This is a genomic window from Njordella calcicola (assembly GCF_056494125.1).
The window spans coordinates 4119271-4139150 of the sequence record NZ_CM151396.1; the positions used below are offsets into that span (position 1 = coordinate 4119271).

A 19880-nucleotide genomic window follows, 5' to 3' on the forward strand; every position below is an offset into this window, starting at 1 on the left:
TGTCAAAATCAAACTCAATTCGAGGTTCAATGCACCTCAGCAAGCGATATGCCTATAGCGTCCACTATTGGCATCGCAGAGCTCTGGGACATGTCATTGCATGCGACCGTACATTTGACCTGCTGAACATTATACCCAAAGTTAGGGCGTAGGTGATTGGATTCGAAAAAGTCGGCGGCTAACTGGGCGCTGAACAAAGGTTGGAAGTCAGCCGTTTGGCATGGGATGTTGATTGGCAGCGAGGTACACTAAAATCGCACGTAGCGAAAACGAGCAATCATCCGCACAACCATATTATGAGTTTAGTCGATCATCCAATGCAGTTTATCACATCTTTGGAGAACGAAACGATGCAGTTGGCGCCGCTGCTGATGCGCACGAGGCGCCATTTGCATCGGCACCCGGAACTGTCGATGCACGAGCAACAGACAACCAACTATCTAGCAGGAATCTTGGCAGAACATGGCTTGGCACCGAGAAAAACGAGTGCTCAAATCGGTTTGGTGTGTGACACGAATCACGAAGTTCCCGCGACTTGCACAGCACGCATAGGTATCCGCGGCGATATCGACGCGCTTCCTATCCAAACTTGCCTAAAGACCGCTTATCACAGCAGTCAACCGGGTATCATGCACGCTTGTGGCCACGATGCTCATGCAACAATGGCACTGGGCGCGACGCTTTTGATCGATCGCTTACGCAAGGCCGGTCAGCTTCCCTGGCCCGTTTATACGCGCACTCTTTTTCAACCAGCGGAAGAGACAAGCGAAGGCGGATTATTGATGATACAAGAAGGGCTGCTGGACGGTTTGAGCGCAGTTTTCGCGTTGCATGTTGAGCCGAGCTTGACGATTGGTCATGTTGCGACCAGAGCTGGTGCATTGACCGCGGGTTGCACAATGATCGAAATTCATATCACTGGAACATCTGGCCACAGTGCTCGACCACATTTGGGAGCGGACGCAATTGCGGCTGGAACATTGCTGATTAACCAAGCTTACGCGCTAACGCCACGAGCGGTCGATTGTCGTGATGCCGCTGTGCTGCATTTTGGTACCTTCCATGCCGGTAACGCGGCGAATGTTGTCGCCGACCAAGCGACGCTCACGGGTACGCTTCGCACACTAGGCGACTCCACGCGTGACATCATCCTTGCTAAACTTAAGTCCATCGCCGACTCTGTTGGTGCCATGACGGGCTGTCAAATTCAGATCAGCATGAGCTCTTATACGCCAGCCTTGCAAAACGATGCGAAGTTGGCATCAAAGGTGCTTACTTGGTGTCGTCAACTTCCGCGCGTTGAATTATCTACCGAGATACCAATGCCGAGCATGGGTGCAGAAGACTTTGCTTTTATCGCAGCGAAGGTACCATCGTGTTTATTGCGAATTGGGACCGCTAGTCGTGATGGAACCAGCAATCGTTACCCTCTGCATTCCGCAAGTTTTGACATCGATGAAGAGGCACTGTGTATCGGAGCTCAAGTTCTGGCAGCGGCAGCAATTTTCGCTTGCCAGCCCGACTTGTAGGGTCTCGACTAGCAAGCCTCAACGCGCGGAAGTTCTCATCTCTCATTTTATGCATCCCTATGAAATCAGGAATTCGAGTACCTTCGGTCGGTATTGAAGAAGAGTATCAGTTAGTCGATGTTCACTCTGGCGAATTGGTACCAACGGGACGTCGAGTCTTGAGGGCCGTTGCGCATAAAGCGGACGCCGATATCCAGCATGAACTGCATCTTGAGCAAATCGAGATGGCTTCGCCGATCCTAAAGAGTTCCGATGAAGTTCTTGAATGCCTCATAGACACTCGTCGAAAACTGGCAGAAGCAGCGGCTAGGTCAAACTCAAAGATCGTCGCCACGGGCACTCATCCGATGACCGTGCCCAGCCATGCGAACATCACTCCTGTAGCCCGATATCGAGCTATGGCGGAACGTTTCCAGTCGTTAGCAAACGAATTGATGATCTTCGGTTTTCACATCCATATCGATATGCCGGACCGCGAACTGGGCGTCCAAGTGATGAACCGGATGCGAATGTGGTTGCCGCTCTTGCAAGCGATCACGGCAAATTCGCCTTTTTGGAATGGCCACGATTCCGGTTATGCCAGTTTTCGTCGCGAACTTTGGGGGCAATGGCCGCTGGCGGGTATCCCGCCGATGTTCATCAACTATGAAGATTACCTCGATTGCGTTCATGAGTTATCTGATAGTGGTGCGATCGATGAACCGAGCAAAATCTACTGGGACATGCGCTTGCCGACCAAGTTGCCGACGATCGAAATTCGCGTCTGCGATGTCGTAACGCGGATTGATCATGTGGTTGCGCTGACAGCGCTGCTGCGTTGTTTGGTGATGCGTTGCGAGCTTGATTCTTTGGAACAGATTTCCTATCACAGCCCGCGTGCCGAATTGCTCAAAGGTGCCATGTGGCAAGCAGCGCGTTTTGGGCTAAGCGATTCGCTGATCGATCCCATTGCCAAACGCCAAATCCAAGCCCATGAACATCTCGATCAGTTGTCAGATTATATTCACGATGTAGCAGCAGAGTTGGGTGACTGGGACCTTATCGCTGAATATATCAGCGATCTGAAACGTGTCGGAAGTCCTGCCGAACTGCAGCGAGTGTACTTCAACGATGCGAGCGGTAATCTGGCCGAGGTTGTCCTGCGACTCGCTGCGGATACGTTGAGTGGAATTGCTGCGGGAGATTGAGCTGAAGTCGTTGATCAATGAGCGAAAACAGTTTCAGCGAATTTGAAATACGACATAAATAAGATAAGCGGTCCAAGTCAAATAGATCAGTACCCAGATGGCCGTTGCCGTGACGGAGCGCGGCGGTGGTTGCTTGGGATGGAACGCCGATGAACTGCGACGTTTCGACAGTTCGCTGGTCGAGTTCGACTGGACGGCGGAATTAGATTGACCCGTATCCGATGAACCCGATTTAGTCATTATTCAGCTCAAACACGGGCTGAAAAGCTTCATCGAAGTTGTAGCAATCGTCAAAATCGCTTCTCTTATCCGTCTTGCTTTTCCGCATTTCTTTGATGCGAATCAAGTTATAAACAATCTCGCCAAAATCACCGGTGGTGTAGACCCCCCAACTGTTGAAGACCAGCTTGGCCATATAGCCATACTGTTCATTTGCGAACAGCCGAATGGCCTCGCACAATTGTTGTCCCGTCAGATGCTTTCGTGGTCCAGCGCCTTCGCCTTGGCTGGGCATCTGCAGCACTTCCTGAGCGTACTGCAGAGCTTCACGAACAAAGCGATACGCTTCCAAGCGATATCGCTGGTCTTGTTCTAACAACTGGATAATTGTCGCCAACTCTTCTTTCATATCACTCTTCCGACGCGGAAAACCTGTCTGTTGGATAACCAGTTGCAAAACTACTATTACTTCAAAATCATATCGTCGGCGGTCAAGCCGGATGGAATCATCGGCAGCACGTGCTCTTGATACGGCACCTGAACGTCCAGGACATAAGGGCCGGGATAGTCAATCATCTCTTTGAGCGCCGCTTCCAATTCTGACTTTTTGTAGACGGTAGACGCCCCGCATCCATAGCCTTTGGCGATCTGGACAAAGTTAGGGTAACGATCTTCGACGAACGAGTGCGGTACCAAACTGCCTTGTCCACTAGCTTCCTCGTGATCGATGGGGCCAAGGTAAGTATGTGCGCGGTTGGCATTCATGAAGCGATCCTCCCACTGTACCACCATCCCCAAGTGCTGATTGTTCAGCAGCAGGACTTTCACCGGCAGTTTCTCACAGTACAGGGTTGCAAGCTCTTGGATGTTCATCTGAAACGATCCATCGCCATCAATGTCGATTACCAACGCGTCTGGGTTTGCAGCTTGAACACCCATGGCGGCAGGCAGACCAAAGCCCATGGTGCCCAGACCACTGCTGCTGAGCCAGCGGCGAGGTTTTCGGAACTTGTAGAACTGAGCGGCCCACATTTGATGCTGACCAACGCCCACGGTTACGAAAGTCTCGCGGTCCTTGGTCATGTCCGACAAAGTGCGAATCGCATGCTGCTGCAAAATGCCATTGAAGGATTGGTCATAGTCGAAGGGATACTTCAGCTTCAACTCTTTGCAATTCTTTAGCCAAGCCGACATGTCCTCTGGTGGCTCAACGATCTTGTTGAGTTCACCCAAAGCGAACTTCACGTCGCTGCAAACCGAAATGTGCGCGACCTTGTTTTTGTTTAGTTCCGACGGGTCGACGTCGATATGAACAATCTTCGCATGCTTGGCAAATTCAGCCAGCTTGCCCGTGACGCGGTCGTCGAAACGAACGCCCAGTGCGATCAGCAGATCACAATCGCGGACCGCATAGTTGGCATAAGCCGAGCCGTGCATGCCCAACATATCCATCGACTGTTCGGCATCTCCGGGATAAAGCCCCAATCCCATCACCGTCATCGTTACGGGAATTCCAGTCTTGTCGGCCAGCGCTCGCAGTTCGGCAGTTGCATCCGCGTTGATAACTCCACCACCGCAATAAATGATCGGACGCTTGCTGTGCTTGATCGCTGCAGCAACTTGGCGAATCTGCTCCGGTTTGGCATTCGGACGCTTGTAAGTTTTATAACCGGGCAAATTCATGGGCACATCCCAATCCACGACGCAACGATCAAGCTGAACGTCTTTGGGCATATCCACGAGAACAGGACCAGGCCGCCCGGTAGTCGCAATGTAGAACGCTTCCTTCATGACACGGGCAACGTCGTCGACTTTGGTAACCAAATAATGATGCTTGGTGATCCCGCGACAAACTTCAACAATCGGAGTTTCTTGGAATGCGTCGGTGCCAATGACCTCCGTGGGCACTTGGCCAGTGATTGCAATCAATGGAACGCTGTCCAGTTTGGCGTCAGCAATCGCGGTGACCAGATTGGTGGCTCCAGGACCGCTGGTTGCCATGACCACGCCAACTTCGCCGGTCGAACGAGCGATGCCTTGAGCGGCGAACGCTCCGCCCTGCTCATGGCGAGGCAGAATGGTTCGCAGTTTGTCCGCATATCGCGTTAAAGCCTGATGCATGGGCATCGAGCACCCGCCGGGATAGGCAAAAATCGTCCGCACACCATGATCCACCAAAGATTTGACGACGATATCCGCTCCGGTCATCAAAGCTTGGTCGGTCGTAGGTTGCGTTGCAGTTGCCATCAATTTACTCTCCATACAGCAGATCGAATTCCTGGGACGCTGCAGCGACTGGCAGTTCCGAGGCGTAGTTTTCGCGTGTCAGTTTCGACACGTCTTGGAATCTTATCAAGATACGAACCGAATTGACTTTCTTCAACGGTTAATTGCCAATATGTGCGTCTGGATACCTATTTCGGTCGTTAATGGTGGCGTAACCGGTAGGAAAATCGCCCCCGCAACCGAGAAATCGGACCCAACCCTCAAAATTGGCAGCCGTTGGAAGATTGCTGTTAGAGTCACTTCCGTCCATTTTGGTTCGCCCCAAAGTCGGTGCTTGGCACAAATTACGAATGCTGGCGTTTCTCCATCGAATTGAGGATGCGGAAGGTGCCTCGCGTGCTGCGGAAAGTGCCTGGCGGAAAGTGCCTGGCACCGATTGCGCGCGAGCTCTGAGCGACCGTTGGGCTTGCCCCAACGCGTCGCAATAGGATTGGTGTGCTAAATTCGTGAGGGTCCCCGCCCACCCTTGCTAGAGCCAGTCGCCGAAGGCGACTGGCTCTAACAGGAGAAGGGTTCCATTGGGAATGCTATCTAGTACTCCAAAGCGGTGTCCGATGGGGGCAAGCCCCAATCGGACATGCTCGCACGTCATACTTTAGCCCACCAATCCCATGGCGAGGTCAGGGCAAGAGAATGGGGGCAGGAGAATGGTCATGGAATCTATTCTACTGCCCTGATTCTGCTGCCATAAGAAATCCGGTCGCTTTTAGCGCACCAATCTCATGGCGAAGACTGAGCGCATCGCCCCGCTTCGCGTCGATGCATGCACCGCAGCGCGATCCAAATCCCACTGGCTTGTCCAGTGGATCGTTCGGCTTCTCGCTACAACAAAGAGCCCGCCATAACGGGAATCCCACCGGCTCGTCCGGTGGATCGTTCGGCTTCTTGCTTTGCAGTAACGACTTTAGCAGGAAACGGAACGATCTCCTGGGCAAGCCAGGAGCATTAGTGGTAGAGGGGTCGTTTGTTCGTAGGCATGTAGCGAGAAACGTAACAATCTCCCGGACAAGCCGGGAGCATTGCAAAGACAGAAGACCAAGGCACATCGTTCTGAGATCGCGAGCTCTGAGCGACCGTTGGGCTTGCCCCAACGCGTCGCAACAGGATTGGTGTGCTAAGCCTCGTGCCAACCCCCACCCCTTTTCCGGTTGGCCGCTCAGCGGCCAACCAAAAATGATCGGTAAGTGGGAGGCGTTTGCAGTTAGCGCACCAATCCTATTGCGAAGACTGGGCACAAGGCCCAGCTTCGCTTTCCCAATGCCGCTGCTTCGCAGCTCTGACGGGTGCCTAATGCATTTGCATTTGCCCTCCTCCGAATAGCTCGGTCAGTTCGTGTGGCGCGGTGAAGACGACGTGATAGTACTTGGTGTCCAGCTCCCAGGACTGGATCGTATCGAGCCATTTCTTACGCTTAAGCCTACCGCAGTTGGGGCAATGACGGTAGGAGCATGGCGAATACAGAATGCGTATGTCTTTGCCAGCAGTGGTTGGCGGTGCGAAAAAAGTCGAATGAACGGGAACTCAGATGCTAGGAATACACCGCAAGAGTTGGGAGTTTCGCCAGAGTTGCCTTCAAAATAGTTGTTCATTCATCCTCTCGCGGTTCTCTTTTCTCTCGCGGTGAAAAAAAAGGCGAATGATCTGGCAGTACTTGAAGGATATTTTGCATCGAGTACTAGCAGGCGAGACTCAATACGAAAAGCTTTTGCCGGACGTATGGAAGCAGGAGCATCCCGAAGCGATTCGCCAGTACCGGGCAGAGGAAAGCCGCTATAAATCGCACCGCAAGCAGATAACACGAGCCCGCAGGATCATCTCCGCCAAACTCAAGCGTCAGCAAACCCAGGGCCAATCCAACTAACCCCAACAACTGGTTGTGGTGGACGCTTACTCTTGTGGCGATTTTTTATTTGCTCTTGGCCTTGCGGATTTTGCAGGAAAATCTGACTACCTGCATTTCATGAGCTAAGGTTTCTTGGTCCGAGAAATCGCTGTTCGTCTGGGTTCTAGGCGACCCGGTGGCTCGGGGACCAAATTCGCACTCCAGCCGCAGGTCCGATTGCATTCATCCGATGAGCCGATTCAGCACACTTTTTCGCAGCAAAACCGCCCGAATCCTGACCGGTGTTTCCTTGTACGCCATCCTGGTTTTGGCCATGGGTGCCACGTCGCTGGACTCACAGATCGCTGACCCTCGCGATACCGCTTGGGATCTAGCCATTGACCCCCACAAAGTGACTGGGGCTCAGTCGTGCGAAAAGTGCCACGCAAATGAGACCAAAATCTGGAAACAGACCCCGCACAATAAGACCTTTTTGACCCTGCACCGCAAAAAAGAAGCGCAGGAGATCGCGAAAAAGTTGGGGATCGGGTCCTTCAAAACGGACGCCAACTGCATCCAATGCCACTATACGATGCAGCAACAAGGCGACCATTTGGAAGCGATTTCGGGTGTTTCTTGTGAGTCCTGCCACGGAGGAGCCAAGGATTGGTTGGAACTGCACAATGACTACGGCCCCGGCGTAACGCGACTTACAGAAACCGTCGAGCATCGCCGAAAGCGTCTGACTACCAGCATCAAAGCGGGCATGCGAAACCCGGTCAACGTCTACTTGGTGGCTCAATCCTGCTATCGCTGCCACACCGTGCCCGACCAGCGACTGGTCAACGTGGGCGGTCACACAGCGGGCAGCTTAGATTTTGAATTGGTCAGTTGGTCTCAGGGGTCGGTGCGGCATCGCTTTTTGGACGCCGACGGAGAAGCAAATAATGCGGCACCACTGGAACGCCAACGCTTGCTGTTTGTCGCAGGCATGATTGCTGACCTTGAGTTTTCATTGCGAGCGACTGCCAAAGCAACCGAAAAAGCAACATTTGGCGTCACCTCCGCTCAGCGAGCCGCCCGCGCCGCCAAGCGATTGCAGTCGGCTCAAGCGAAAATCGAAAATCCTGTCGTGGCCGAAGTGCTCGCGGTGTACGGTTCCATCAAGTTAAAGATCAACAATGAACAGGAGCTGACGCAAGCGGCCGAACAAATTCGCAAGCTGGGCATGCGGCTGGCCGCAACCACCAAACCCGAAACGTTGGCTGCAATCGACGATTTTATTCCACCGGAGCAGAGCTGGAAGTAACGCGGTCGGCGGGCTGATTTGTTCTGAAAAGTTCGTGCACCTACTTCAAACCCCGCTCGGGAACGTTTATCGTGTTGACGCGCAGTCAAACCGTTAGACCTTTTACTCGACGTTATGCACGAAGCTAAAAACACTCAACGAGCCCTCGTCCGTATCGCCTACGACGGCAAAGTCCACAAGCAGTTTCGTGGCCCGAATGCAGAGGAACGCTTTGCGAACGAAGTCCGCGTGCTGCGTTATTTGGAAGACCGCGACTGCCCGTTTGTTCCCCGGATCATCAGCAGCGACCCCAAAGAGCTGATTGTGGTTTTATCTAACTGCGGTTCGCGCGTGGAGAAGATTAGCGATGAGAAGATCAAATCGCTGTTCGAAGAATTGGAATCCTTTGGAGTTCGCCACGATGACCCTTTTGATCGCAATGTAACGTATCGATCTACCGACGGTCGGTTTTGCGTCATCGATTTCGAATTCGCAAAGATTCTAGACGAGTCCTATGACGATTCCGCTTTGGAAGACGAAGAAGTCGTTATCAGTCCAAGTGCTCCGACGCGATTGCAATGGTCTGCTCGGTCGCATCGTGGTCGATTTCGGCCAAACAATGAGGACACGTATTTAGCGGCCAAGATTCACAAAACTGGCTTGCGATTCTTGGGCGTTGAAGGCGGCGATAGTTTGGACAGCAACGAATGGCTGTTTGCTGTCAGCGATGGCATGGGGGGGGAGAAGTCGGGGGAGTTTGCTAGTCGAATTACCGTGCAACGGTGCAGCTCGATCCTACCGAATCATCACGGAGGCAATCTTTGTCCCACACGCACTTTTTCTCAAGCGATCTTGAGCAATCTGTTTCAGCAGATCCATCATGATTTGTTGATGTTAGCGAAATATGATGAGAATCTGCGCAACATGGGCGCGACCTTGACGCTGGTTTGGTTGCGCGGAACAACCGCCTTCTGGTCGCATGTGGGGGACTGCCGATTGTATTTGCAACGCGGTGATGGCGGGTTGACCCAACTGACCGACGACCATTCGCATGTAGGTTGGCTGCTGCGCAACAAGAAGATCAGCGAGATGGAGTTCCGTTCGCATCCAGGACGCAGTGTGCTGAGCCAGTGCTTGGGGTCGGGGCATCAATTCTTAAAGCCGCAGACTGGTTTTCTTGAGATCGAGAAAAACGACAAATTGGTTCTTTGTACCGACGGGGTTATTGATGGTCATTTTGATCGCGGGCTAGCTGAAATGGTCTGTGATCCCCCCCAGCGATGGAAGAACGCGTCGGCTGCCGATCGATTAGTTTACGCTTCGGTAGAAAACTCGGGCCGCGACAACAGTTCGGCGGTCGTCGTCGAGTTTTCTTAGCCGTTCAAGCTTTGTTGCCTATCCTAGCGTGCAGCCGATCGGCGAGCGTCCGTAGTTGACGGATAAACGATTCAAATATGCTAGCCGACAGCTTTTGCTCCTTGGCGCTTGCAAACCTTTGGGAGAGGGATAACGTAGAAGCCCGGATCAGAATATGATATCTAACCAATGGCAGGGAACTGCCTGGACTATGAAGCGAACGTTGGTCGAAAACGCCGGTGAAAATTTCGCTGAGCGGGTTGGTCGGCGTGAAGTTGGATTTATGTGAGGCTGGGTAGAAGACGTGGCGAAAAGCATCGAAGAACTAGAATATGAAGGCATGTCGATCGACGTCGAGGGCGTGACCGATGTGGCAGAACAATCGAAGCTAGCGATTGCGGCGGCGATTGTGTTGCTGATTGGCTGTCTGGCGCCGATTGAACCGAGACTTGCGATTTTGACTGCTGCGGCCACATTCTTGGCCGCTTTGGTATTGATCATCGCTCGTAAGAAGCAAATCGCAAAAGCCTCTGTCTTCATCGCGTCAGCCGTTGTGCTGCTGGGCAGTTTGCTGACCGTGTGGGGCATTACAACAAAACAAATGGCCAACGCGAAACTGTATTCAACGGCCACCGACGTCGCACGCCAATACATGGAGGCACTTCAGAATGGCGAAATGTTGACTGCCATCCAGATGGTTGGACTGGATCCTGTCGTACAAGATTTGCAAGAAGACGAGCTGACGCCTCCACAGAAAGCAGTCCGACTCTATCTAGAAGACTACACGATTAACCAAGTGATCAAACGCGGCAAAGCAGCCAAATGGGAAGCGAAAGAAATCATCGAGCATGTCCGTTTGATGGACGAACATCGATTCAAAGTGCGTTTTATCGACGCGAATCTAAACAATCCATTACCGTTTGACGTGGTCGTTTTATTTTCGCCGCCAAACAAGTACTCGCCAGAAGAAATTGATCGTTGGATGGTCGACCATGTCGAACAACCGTCTCGATAAAGGCGATCGGTCCAATGGCGTTTGCCTTAGTCAGTCTCGGTGCGAATCTTGGCAACTCACGCGTTACCATCAATCGGGCAGCGGCGTTGCTACGAGACGACTTTGGGGCAGATCAAGTTCGGCTGTCCGCGTTAATCACAAGCCCTCCCATCGGCGGGCCTGCACAGCAAGATGACTTTTTCAATGCCGTAGCCGCGGTAGATTACTCTGGCGACCTGTTCGACTTCTGGCATGTGCTGCGCAAGATTGAGTCGCAGTTGGGGCGGCAAAGGCGGCAACGTTGGGAGTCGCGCAAGATTGATTTAGATATCTTGATGTTCGATTCCGTTCGTTTGTGGACGCCGCACTTGAAGATACCTCACCCGCGAATGAATACCCGCAGTTTCGCCATCTTGCCTGCCGCTGAACTGCTGCCTCATGTCGTAGAGCCGGTTTCGGGTTTGACCCTGCAACGTTTGGCTGGCCGACTACCCTACGTCTATAAAACTGCAGCACAGCCGAGCCAAGGTCGCTTGCAACGGATCGAACCGTCGCAATGGAGTCGCGGTCCGGGCGAAGTAGTCGTCGTGTGCTTGGGCGATGATCTGCAGCATGAATTGATGCCGAAAATCTTGGACTGCGGATCGCCCTGGTTCAAGCTGCGAACGTTAGCGATCCGTGCCGCCGCCCCCTGGTCGCTCAGCCAGTCGCAAATCGCTGCGGCAGTCACCAGCGAAACGGCGCTGCTGGTCTTCGCGCTGCGTTGTCCGGATCCGATGGAGGTCGCTTGGGAAGATTACTCGCGGAAGTGGGCCGATCGATTAGGCTTCGAATCGACGGAATCCGAAAAAGATGGCTTGCGTTTTTCAGTTCCGAAGTATCTTCTGAATTGCTTCGATTTAGATTGGGCCGTTCACGAATTGTCGGCCGCCGTCTCGGCCATGAGCTGTGAGATTTCGTTTTCCAATCCTGGCTGGACGATCGACCAACAAAACGAGTGATACGATGACAGAAGAACTAGTAATCCGGTTGGACAATTTCCTGAAGACCGCAGGTTTAACGGCCACCGGCGGTCAAGCAAAAGTGTTGATTCAGAGTGGTCAAGTAACCGTGAATGGCGAAGTAGAAACGCGTCGCCGCAAGCAACTGCGCCCTGGCGACATCGTCGAGACCTTAGGCGCGTCGATGGAAGTCACCGCCGCACAGGCGAGCGACCAAGACGATGAAGAGGACGATTTGCAGTCACCGTCCCCTGAATAGCTCACGCGGGTCGCCCCGAAATCGAACTCACTCGTCCTTCGGCGGTTGTTTCGCGTCTTCATGCTTGGTCTGAAAACGTGCCAGCAAATCGGAAAAGGAACGCATGGGCTCTTTGCCCGAAGCAGCCACATCGCTGTTCGCAGCGTTGCCCTTGCGAGCTCCCGCCGATAGCTCCTTGCTTGGCAGATCGACGACCGTTGCCGCTCCGATGTTCGGCGGTCCGCGACGACCACCTCGATCTCGCCCTTTGCCGCCGCCACGTTGGTCACGACGATCGGACGAATACGACTTGCTTCCGCGGTCTTGCTGAGGTCGATTTCCTTGGCCGCCACCTTGGCCGCCGCCATGTCCACCACCTTGGCCGCCACGATTGGAGCCGCCTTGGGGACGCGAATCGCCAGCACGAGCACCTTGCGGGCGCTGAGCGTCGTTGGGAGCACCGCCGCGGGCATCCTGGTAGCCGCGAGCTTCTCGAGGCTTCTGATCACCGCTACGATTTTGACCGCGATTTTGACCGCCACCGCGATGGCCGAAGTTTCGATCGCCGCGATGTTCGCCACCGCGTTGCTCATTCCCATCTTGGAACGCTCGCGATTGTTGTGATACGCCAGGCGGCAAAGCACTCAACGAAATTCGACGTTTGGCTTGATCAACTTCTTGCACCCAGACTTGGATCAAATCGCCAACATTGACAACTTGGCGAGGATCTTCGACATAGTTTTTACTTAATCGCGAAACGTGGATTAGGCCGCTGCAGTCAGGGCCCAAATCCGCAAATACACCGAAGTCGGCGATGCCGCTTACGATGGCCCACAGCGTCGCGCCGACTTGTAAATCTTCGATCTTGGGAACGCGCTCCATCAACGGGATCGACAGCGAAAGTTCGCGTGGATCGTCAAACGGATGCTGCAGCACGTGGGCGACGAACTTAAGTTTCTCACGCCCGACTTGCCACATGCGAGCAAGCTTTTCAGCATCGACTTTGGCCGCGTCGACCGCTTTGGTTTCCAGCGAGAAGTTTGGCGTCACGCGGACCAATTCGTGCCCTCCAAAAGTTTTGACCTGCCCACCAGCCGCAACCGGTGGTGGTGCACCTGCATTCGACTGAGCATCCGCAGTTTCGCTTGTTGCCGCAGAGTTCGCATCGCCCGAAGTGTCGGACGCCGCAACATCCGATACAGTACTGGCCGCTAGTTCGTCGGTTGAATCAGTTGCCGCTAACGGTTCAGCGTCGGTTTCAGGCGGTGCAGATTGATCGGCAGTTGCCTCTTGGGCGAGTCCTTCGTCGGAAGCTGCCGCCGAAGCTTCTTCGCCAGTGTCGCTGGCATCGTCGGTTGATGGCGCAGAGCTGTCCGAAGCGTCGACATCAGAGATACCTTCGGCAAACGATTCAGGAGCCGCTTCGGGGTGTAGTTCGGGGTCGACTTCCGCAGCCGACTCGGGCACATCGGCCAGCGTCAACTTGCTCCAACCCGCAGGGGCCGCAGGTGGTGCTTGCAGTTCCGTGTTGCTGATCAAACGCTGAGCCAAACGGTAATCGTCGGGATGGATCAGGGTGCCATCGAGTGGTTCTTGCGATTCAAAGATACGCAGGAACCCGATCGATTGACGCAGGCTAATAGCCGATAGTTTCTCTTGCAAGGCTTCGACCAGTGCTTCGCGGGAAGCAGGCCCGAGCGCATCGCGAACTTCGCAAATGACACGAGCGGATTCCGCGTTCAGACCTGGCACACAAGCGATCGCTTTGCTGTGTCCATTCCAATAATCGATACCGCGTGTGGCGACCGAAGCAGCGACTGCTTCCTGCAACGATTCTTCGATAAGATCTGGTGGCAATTCCGCTTGGAAGACCGCTAGTCGCAATCGCGTTGGATCGACTTTCAGCAACTGAACCAGCGGATCTTGTAAACGCCATGCGAGCCACGCTGCAGCACGATGACGACGCGAAAGGTTCGGAAGTTCTTGCAACGCTATCCGCGTTGTGCAGTACGTGTCCGCTCCATCACGATCGACCATCGTCCAGCGAATCGTCGACGAATCGCACTGGCTCATGAACTCACGGATCGAAGGCAGTACGAAGCGACGCGCCGGACCGGTGCTGACCGCAAGTACGCTCACATTAAAGTTATGAGCCCACTCGCCTAGCAGTTTGACGTTTTGGTTGACAGCATCTGGACGCGAGCTGTTGCAAGGAAGCTCGGCAACGTGATCGATACGACCTTCTGGATCGACAATCACCACTGCAGCCGATTTGGTTCCGATGGCATCGATCATCATAATGCGATGATCGCGCAGAGGGCGCTGCATCAAGAGAGCCTGCAAGTGCTCGACTGCATACTCGATCAACTCTTGCTGCGCATGCTCTTCGGCAGCCGATAGTACTTCCTGCTCAATCCGATTGGTCAGTGCACCATCGACGGCAGTATCAACCGCATCGTTGAGGAAATCTGCCAGCGGATGGTCCTTAGGAAACAGCGACTCGCGAGCCATCCGTCCGACCGCTTTGCGATCGTAGTCCAATTCGACTTTGAGAATCTGTGAACGGCTGCCGCGGCCCAGCATAACGATTTGGAACGGGGACAGTTTGGCCAGCGAGCGACGCAACTTATAGTAGGGCTCAAGCTGGAACTTCAACCAGCGACGACGACGCTGGCGCGGTGAAAGTTCTTTTGCGGAAACGGCCCGCGTCTTTTTAGTCGTCTTGTCAAAGCCGGGGATAACCGGTGTTGGGTCAATCGCTTCCGAAGCTTCCGTCACCGCAGGCACACTTGCCGCCGCATCAGACGTTGTCGCGTCGCTAGGCTGCGTGTCATGGGAGGCTGAAGCGGGAGCGTCGACTTGATCGATTTGGCCAGCAGGTCTCTGGTCGTTGGAATCGCTGAAGTTGCCCTCGGGAGACGAAACATCGGACTCTTGTTGACTGAGGCTAGATTCGGAATCCGCACCGTCGGACGATTGTTGCTCTTGCGTGGAAGGCGATTCAGCGGCCTGAGCAGCAGGAGCGGTCGCTTCGGCAGCAACCGTCGATTCCGCAGCTTGCGCGGCAACTACTGGCTCAACGGCATTCTGAGGAGCAGCCTCCGAGCTTGTCGGGGATGACTCGAGTTGACCGGCCGTCGAAGCCACCGCCGTCGGATCGCTGCCGCCACTTCCGCCACCGCCGCCTCGGCGACTTTTCCGTTTCTTTTTGCCACGTTTGGGTTTTCCATCGGTGTCTTCGCCGGCATCTTCGTTAGCTGAACCAGGCGTTGGTCCCAGTTCGGTCGACTGCAGGACAGCACGTTGACGAATGAAACCGAAGATCTTGGAGACTAACGTAGAGTCTTCCAAAAGTAATGCTTGCAAGTAGTTTTTCGTTTCGCCCAGCAACGCATCGATCTGCGATTCGTCGACGCCGGCGGCTCCGCAAGCCCACTGCCGAAAGTCTGCGGGAGTTGGCCCGCTGTACATCAAGATTTCGGTCGCCAGTTTTTCGGACGCCGTATTGACCGCAGCGAGGGCTTTGGTGCCGCGTCGCGACGAACCGAATTTGGTCAGTGCGTTGACTTCGGCTTTGGATTCTGCGGCAGAGATTGCGGTCGCGAGTGATTCCGACCAAGTACCCAGGTCGCGCATCGATTGCTGAGCGGACTCCTTGTAGGCTTCCAACTGATCGCGATACCGCAGCGCGCGTCGCAATCGCGAAAGCGTTGCCGCGTCCAACTGATTGAGTTCGTCGGGACGAACGCGAGCCAAGTAGGAGGGATCGTAACCTTGTCGAAGGAGATCAGCAGGGAGACGAAGGTGTTCTTCGGGTCGGCGCAGATCGCGAGCGATCGCTTCCAGTAAACTCATGTGATTCAGACCGCTAATAGAGCGTGCACTTACCTAGGTTTATCCGAGGACCAACTGCACTCGCGCCACGACGAAACTAAACTTCCTCGCAACGATAGCCCTCGAAGCAGCAAGCAGCGAATCTATGACAGAGCCTATAAGTTGTCAAGCGCTTTCAACTTGTGACATGCGTGGACGGGCGTCAACGGCACCGACCTTAGAGCGAGCCGCCTTAACAAGATCGTGCGTCAAGCGACTTGCGACGCTGCGCTCATGTGGCGCCAGCGACACACAAACCGGCGAACAGCCCAGCTTTCCTAGACCTTCAATAGCACTCGGTTAAAACTTGAGGATAACCGGTATTTTTGTCGAATTTGTTAGTCCGTAACGATTTTTCATACAGTGACGGTAAATCCAAGTCGATGCAATGGGCAGGCGTGGAACTACAAACAAAAAGTGGATTTAGCCTCAAAAACTGATCTCGCGTGTTGGCATAAGATTTCGTATCGTCCCAGCGGAGACTCAGCTCGCATCAGAATCAAGGAAGAAAACAATGCGTTGCACTTTAAGCACAGCCAACAAAATCGCGATTTGCGGATTGATTGCCGTAACCGCGTCCAGCACGGGCTGCAAGAGCGGCTGGAAAATGCCAGGAGCGAGCATGTTCGCTTGGGGCAAAAAACCTTCGGAAGAGACATTGGCCGGTAAAGGGCCAACGATGACCACGCCAACCTCTCCCTCAACCACGCAAACACCAAGTTTGCTGGCTGGCAGCAACGGCAAAACAACCACGCCTAAGACGAGCCCTTATGGGTCACCGACTTCTCCAACCACACCGACAACCGGCGCGAGCTCTCTCGCGGCGAAAACACCGTCCACATCGCCCTATGGAGCTCCTGCCACCGCACCTTCGACGACAGGCATGGGCACCGCAGCGACAGCCAACGGTTACGCAACCGGACCATATAATACGTATGCCCAGCAGCCGAACCCTTACGCTTCGGCTGGCACCACCTACACAGGCACGCCAGCAAACGCGTACGCTCAAGCCGCGATGCCACCTAGCACAAGCACTGCGACGGCTCGCACCGCTAGCTCCACCAACGCCTACCCAGGCTTAGGTCCCAACGTAACCAGCGGCGGAATGGGCACGCCAGCAACACAGCCTCAGTTCGCTCAGCAAGCACCAGGCATGCCAGCAACACAACCTCAGTTCGGTCAGCAAGCAATGGGTATGCCTCCCGCATCGACTCAGTTCGCTCAGCAAGCTCCGGGCATGGTCCCCAACGCGACGAGCATGTATTCGATGCCGAACATGATGCAAGGACAGATGCCACCGCAACAACCCAGCGGTGGATTCGCGGCTTTGCCCAGCAATGTTCCCGTCGCAGGCGCGCCGATGACTCCATCCACCAGCGTCTACTCACCAGTTGGCGCCAGTGCAGCCAGCGGCAGCTTAAGCAGTTTTTCGACGCCGCCTACATCGTTCCCTTCGTCGGGCACCGTGCAAGCTTCCACGGCTAGCTTCCGTCCAGGCAGCACGCAACGGGCAACCGGCTACGACTTCTCCACCGGCGGACAAGCCGCTGGGGCAGACGCTGCACCAGCAAATACCGCGACCAGCACATCGAACCCAGGCTATCAACTGCCGCCAACCGGTTCCTTCAGCCGCTGATCCCACGGACGATTTCCAAAGGCCGCCTGCCTCTGCTTGCAACGCAGCATGGCGGCCGACGAAAAGTCCGCTGAGCGCAATGCGAAACCAACAAAAGGCGATTCGATGTCGCCTTTTTTCCTGCGCCGCTGCTTAGGAACCCCTGATTGGAAGTCAGCTCTTCAAGCGAATCTTCGGTCCGCCAATCAATTCGATGCAATAGGGTACAGCTCCCATAATCACGCTCAGGCACTCCGCAATGGCCGCGGGTTTGCCCGGCAAGTTGACGATCAGCGATTGCCCACGATAGCCCGCGGTTTGCCGTGAGAGAATCGCCGTCGGGACTGTCTTTAAGGAGTGAGCTCGCATCGATTCGCCAAATCCTGGCAAGATTTTTTCGCAGATCGCTTCGGTCGCTTCCGGAGTCACATCCCGCAAGGCTGGACCAGTGCCGCCAGTGGTGGCGATCAAGCTGCAACCTACTTTGTCGCATAACTCGATCAGCGTCTGTTGGATCAATTCTTGCTCGTCAGGAATCAAGCGATAGACAAATTCCAATGGACCATCCAGTTGCGAGCCAAGATAGGCTTGGATTGCAGGCCCGCTCAGGTCTTCGTAGACGCCGGTGCTCGCACGGTCTGAAATCGTCAGAATTCCGATTTTGGTCATTTGGTTCCCGCTTTCTTCATAAGACTGGCTATTATTTTTGACAAGTTGATGTGATAGTGCCGCGAGCCCCTGGACGACTTAAATTCTTGGCGACCTGCAGAAATGGCAACTTATCGCAAGCGCGTTGAAACTCAAGATCTGCTACAAACCCGAGTTGTGCCCGAAGCGACTTGCTGGATAATGTCGGCACAGGATTTTAGTTTGATAGACCAGACGCCCTGCTGGCTAGGCCGATAGCGAAATCGGGCGGGCCTGCAGAGCGGGCTGTACTAGAGATGTTGGAGTAAACGAAAAAGTGTTAGTTGCTGCTACGACTGCTTGCTTCCCAGAAGTTCCCTTCCCAGATGTCATTCAGCTCTTAATTGATTTGGAGTTTACGGCGGTTGAGGTCGCGATTCATGACCATGGCACGCAAATGACCTCGGATCGGATCGTGAATGACTTGCACGAAAGCATGCGGCTGATCTGGGACACACACCGTTTGGACATCGTGGCTTATGATGTCGTAATGAGTTGCAAGGGACAGGAGTACTACGATCGTTTTCGTAAGATCTGTCATTTCGCGAAAGCGACCAAGGTCGTGACGATCAACATTCCAAGCGCCGAGCAAGGAACGCCGTTCAATGAAGAGATCGAGCACTTGCAAAAGTTGGTTGCCATTGGCGAAGAAGACGGCGTACGGATAGCGATGCGCAGCAAAATCGGCTGTATGAGCGAAGACCCAGATACGGTAAAGAATCTGTGTGATTACGTTCCAGGCCTAGGACTAGCACTCGACCCAAGCCAGTATCACTGCAGCAATAATCGGAATCGCAATTACGAAAAACTGATGTCCAACGTATTCAACGTACACTTGCGAGATTCCAAGCGAGACAAGTTGCAAGTCCGCGTGGGTCAGGGCGAAATCGAATACGGACGCTTGGTCACACTCCTGCAACGCGAGGGCTATGACCGCGCACTGGTGGTCGATATTTTCCCAGATGGCGAGATCGATGTTCGGCAAGAGTTGCGCAAATTGCGTTTGTTGCTGGAAAGCCTTTTATAGAGGCATCGACTATTGCACGTCGATCCCACACGCCTCTGTAGAGCAACCGCTTGAGCTTGAAGTACAGTACGACGTGACTTCCAAGTCCGTCGCGTCTTCAACGGACAAGAATGCCCGTTGGTACTTTTATGCCGCGCAGTTGCCTCGGGCGATAGGACGCAAGCCATCCGCTCATTGGACAACCGTCAATCGCAGTGTGAAGCGAGTTGAGGATACTAAGTTCCCGATGGGATCGTTCGCATCGAGTTCAAGTTCGGCTGAATAGTTTCGCCAAAGCTGATGGAACCTTCGCTGTAGCCCGGCATGTATTCTCCATGCATCGGGTATTCGGGATAGCCTAGCGTCTCGGTACCACAAGTTGAGCATCCCGGCATGATGGCCGCTTGAGGCATCATAGGAGCCATCGGAGGCATCGGTTGTCCGCATCGACCGGAAGCGCACGGTGCACCCATGGATGAATCGCCATGAATGCGATTGTAGATACCGGAGAAGAAACCTGGTCGTCCATCCGAGCGACCAAAAATGCAGCCCGTGTTTATGCTCAGTAGGGCTAGTACGATTAAACTGCAGCGTTTCATGGAAATGCTCTTGGAAAAACTGAAAGAACTGTACGACTTTTAGGTTTGTACGTGTTGAAACCGCACAACTCTACGACACAGAAAACGTTGAGCAAACGAAACACGTCGATTATTTTCAACAATCCGAAAACTTTGACTGAAGTTTTGTAGCCTGAGTGCTACATTTGAGTACGTCATCGC

At 54.0% G+C, this 19880-nt stretch carries 18 protein-coding genes; 10 read left to right on the forward strand and 8 right to left on the reverse strand.

Features of this window, described 5'->3' with window-relative positions; genetic code table 11:
• Positions 1 to 296: 296 nt before the first annotated feature.
• Both SH302x_RS16110 and SH302x_RS16115 read left to right on the forward strand, forming a co-directional pair.
• A complete protein-coding gene (locus SH302x_RS16110) occupies positions 297 to 1529 on the forward strand; it encodes an amidohydrolase (RefSeq protein ID WP_479363423.1) in 1233 nt (410 codons plus the stop codon).
• A 59-nt stretch (positions 1530 to 1588) separates the two neighbouring features.
• A complete protein-coding gene (locus tag SH302x_RS16115; protein ID WP_479363424.1) occupies positions 1589 to 2716 on the forward strand; it encodes a carboxylate-amine ligase in 1128 nt (375 codons plus the stop codon).
• A 33-nt stretch (positions 2717 to 2749) separates the two neighbouring features.
• On the opposite strand, the gene SH302x_RS16120 is transcribed toward SH302x_RS16115, so the two are convergent.
• From SH302x_RS16120 to SH302x_RS16140, 5 genes are all read right to left on the reverse strand, one after another.
• Positions 2750 to 2956 carry a hypothetical protein gene (locus tag SH302x_RS16120; RefSeq protein ID WP_479363425.1) on the reverse strand — a complete coding sequence of 69 codons (207 nt, stop codon included), beginning with the start codon at positions 2954 to 2956 and terminating at the stop codon, positions 2750 to 2752.
• Complete coding sequence (locus tag SH302x_RS16125) at positions 2949 to 3344, reverse strand: Minf_1886 family protein (RefSeq protein ID WP_479363426.1); 396 nt, start codon at positions 3342 to 3344, stop codon at positions 2949 to 2951. The genes SH302x_RS16120 and SH302x_RS16125 overlap by 8 nt, the downstream gene beginning before the upstream one ends.
• Positions 3345 to 3400: 56 nt before the next feature.
• Positions 3401 to 5182 carry a biosynthetic-type acetolactate synthase large subunit gene (ilvB, locus tag SH302x_RS16130; protein ID WP_479363427.1) on the reverse strand — a complete coding sequence of 594 codons (1782 nt, stop codon included), beginning with the start codon at positions 5180 to 5182 and terminating at the stop codon, positions 3401 to 3403.
• 4 nt (positions 5183 to 5186) lie between these two features.
• Positions 5187 to 5318 (reverse strand): hypothetical protein, encoded by a 132-nt coding sequence (locus SH302x_RS16135; protein WP_479363428.1) that lies wholly within the window; start codon positions 5316 to 5318, stop codon positions 5187 to 5189.
• 1190 nt (positions 5319 to 6508) lie between these two features.
• Positions 6509 to 6691 (reverse strand): transposase zinc-binding domain-containing protein, encoded by a 183-nt coding sequence (locus SH302x_RS16140; protein WP_479369273.1) that lies wholly within the window; start codon positions 6689 to 6691, stop codon positions 6509 to 6511.
• 166 nt (positions 6692 to 6857) lie between these two features.
• Here SH302x_RS16140 and SH302x_RS16145 point away from each other — a divergent pair, with 166 nt between their 5' ends.
• From SH302x_RS16145 to SH302x_RS16170, 6 genes are all read left to right on the forward strand, one after another.
• The gene (locus SH302x_RS16145; protein WP_479363429.1) at positions 6858 to 7082 is read left to right on the forward strand and encodes a hypothetical protein; all 225 of its coding nucleotides are present in this window, start codon (positions 6858 to 6860) and stop codon (positions 7080 to 7082) included.
• A 211-nt stretch (positions 7083 to 7293) separates the two neighbouring features.
• Positions 7294 to 8352, forward strand: a complete 1059-nt coding sequence (locus SH302x_RS16150; RefSeq protein ID WP_479363430.1) for a cytochrome c family protein — start codon at positions 7294 to 7296, stop codon at positions 8350 to 8352.
• Between the two features lie 114 nt (positions 8353 to 8466).
• Positions 8467 to 9708 (forward strand): protein phosphatase 2C domain-containing protein, encoded by a 1242-nt coding sequence (locus SH302x_RS16155; RefSeq protein WP_479363431.1) that lies wholly within the window; start codon positions 8467 to 8469, stop codon positions 9706 to 9708.
• Between the two features lie 283 nt (positions 9709 to 9991).
• Positions 9992 to 10702, forward strand: a complete 711-nt coding sequence (locus SH302x_RS16160; protein ID WP_479363432.1) for a hypothetical protein — start codon at positions 9992 to 9994, stop codon at positions 10700 to 10702.
• 14 nt (positions 10703 to 10716) lie between these two features.
• Positions 10717 to 11682, forward strand: coding sequence for a 2-amino-4-hydroxy-6-hydroxymethyldihydropteridine diphosphokinase (gene folK, locus SH302x_RS16165; protein ID WP_479363433.1), 966 nt, complete (start codon positions 10717 to 10719; stop codon positions 11680 to 11682).
• Positions 11683 to 11686: 4 nt separating this feature from the next.
• Complete coding sequence (locus SH302x_RS16170) at positions 11687 to 11941, forward strand: RNA-binding S4 domain-containing protein (protein WP_479363434.1); 255 nt, start codon at positions 11687 to 11689, stop codon at positions 11939 to 11941.
• Between the two features lie 27 nt (positions 11942 to 11968).
• Here the strand turns inward: SH302x_RS16170 and SH302x_RS16175 are convergent, their stop codons facing one another.
• Positions 11969 to 15775: a S1 RNA-binding domain-containing protein gene (locus SH302x_RS16175; RefSeq protein ID WP_479363435.1), complete on the reverse strand. Its 3807-nt coding sequence runs from the start codon at positions 15773 to 15775 to the stop codon at positions 11969 to 11971.
• Between the two features lie 532 nt (positions 15776 to 16307).
• Here SH302x_RS16175 and SH302x_RS16180 point away from each other — a divergent pair.
• Positions 16308 to 17429, forward strand: coding sequence for a hypothetical protein (locus tag SH302x_RS16180; protein ID WP_479363436.1), 1122 nt, complete (start codon positions 16308 to 16310; stop codon positions 17427 to 17429).
• Positions 17430 to 17582: 153 nt separating this feature from the next.
• On the opposite strand, the gene mog is transcribed toward SH302x_RS16180, so the two are convergent.
• Positions 17583 to 18077, reverse strand: coding sequence for a molybdopterin adenylyltransferase (mog, locus tag SH302x_RS16185; RefSeq protein ID WP_479363437.1), 495 nt, complete (start codon positions 18075 to 18077; stop codon positions 17583 to 17585).
• A 295-nt stretch (positions 18078 to 18372) separates the two neighbouring features.
• Between mog and SH302x_RS16190 the strand changes: the two genes are divergently transcribed.
• Positions 18373 to 19122 carry a sugar phosphate isomerase/epimerase family protein gene (locus SH302x_RS16190; protein ID WP_479363438.1) on the forward strand — a complete coding sequence of 250 codons (750 nt, stop codon included), beginning with the start codon at positions 18373 to 18375 and terminating at the stop codon, positions 19120 to 19122.
• Between the two features lie 215 nt (positions 19123 to 19337).
• Here the strand turns inward: SH302x_RS16190 and SH302x_RS16195 are convergent, their stop codons facing one another.
• A complete protein-coding gene (locus SH302x_RS16195; RefSeq protein WP_479363439.1) occupies positions 19338 to 19700 on the reverse strand; it encodes a hypothetical protein in 363 nt (120 codons plus the stop codon).
• Between the last annotated feature and the right edge of the window lie 180 nt (positions 19701 to 19880).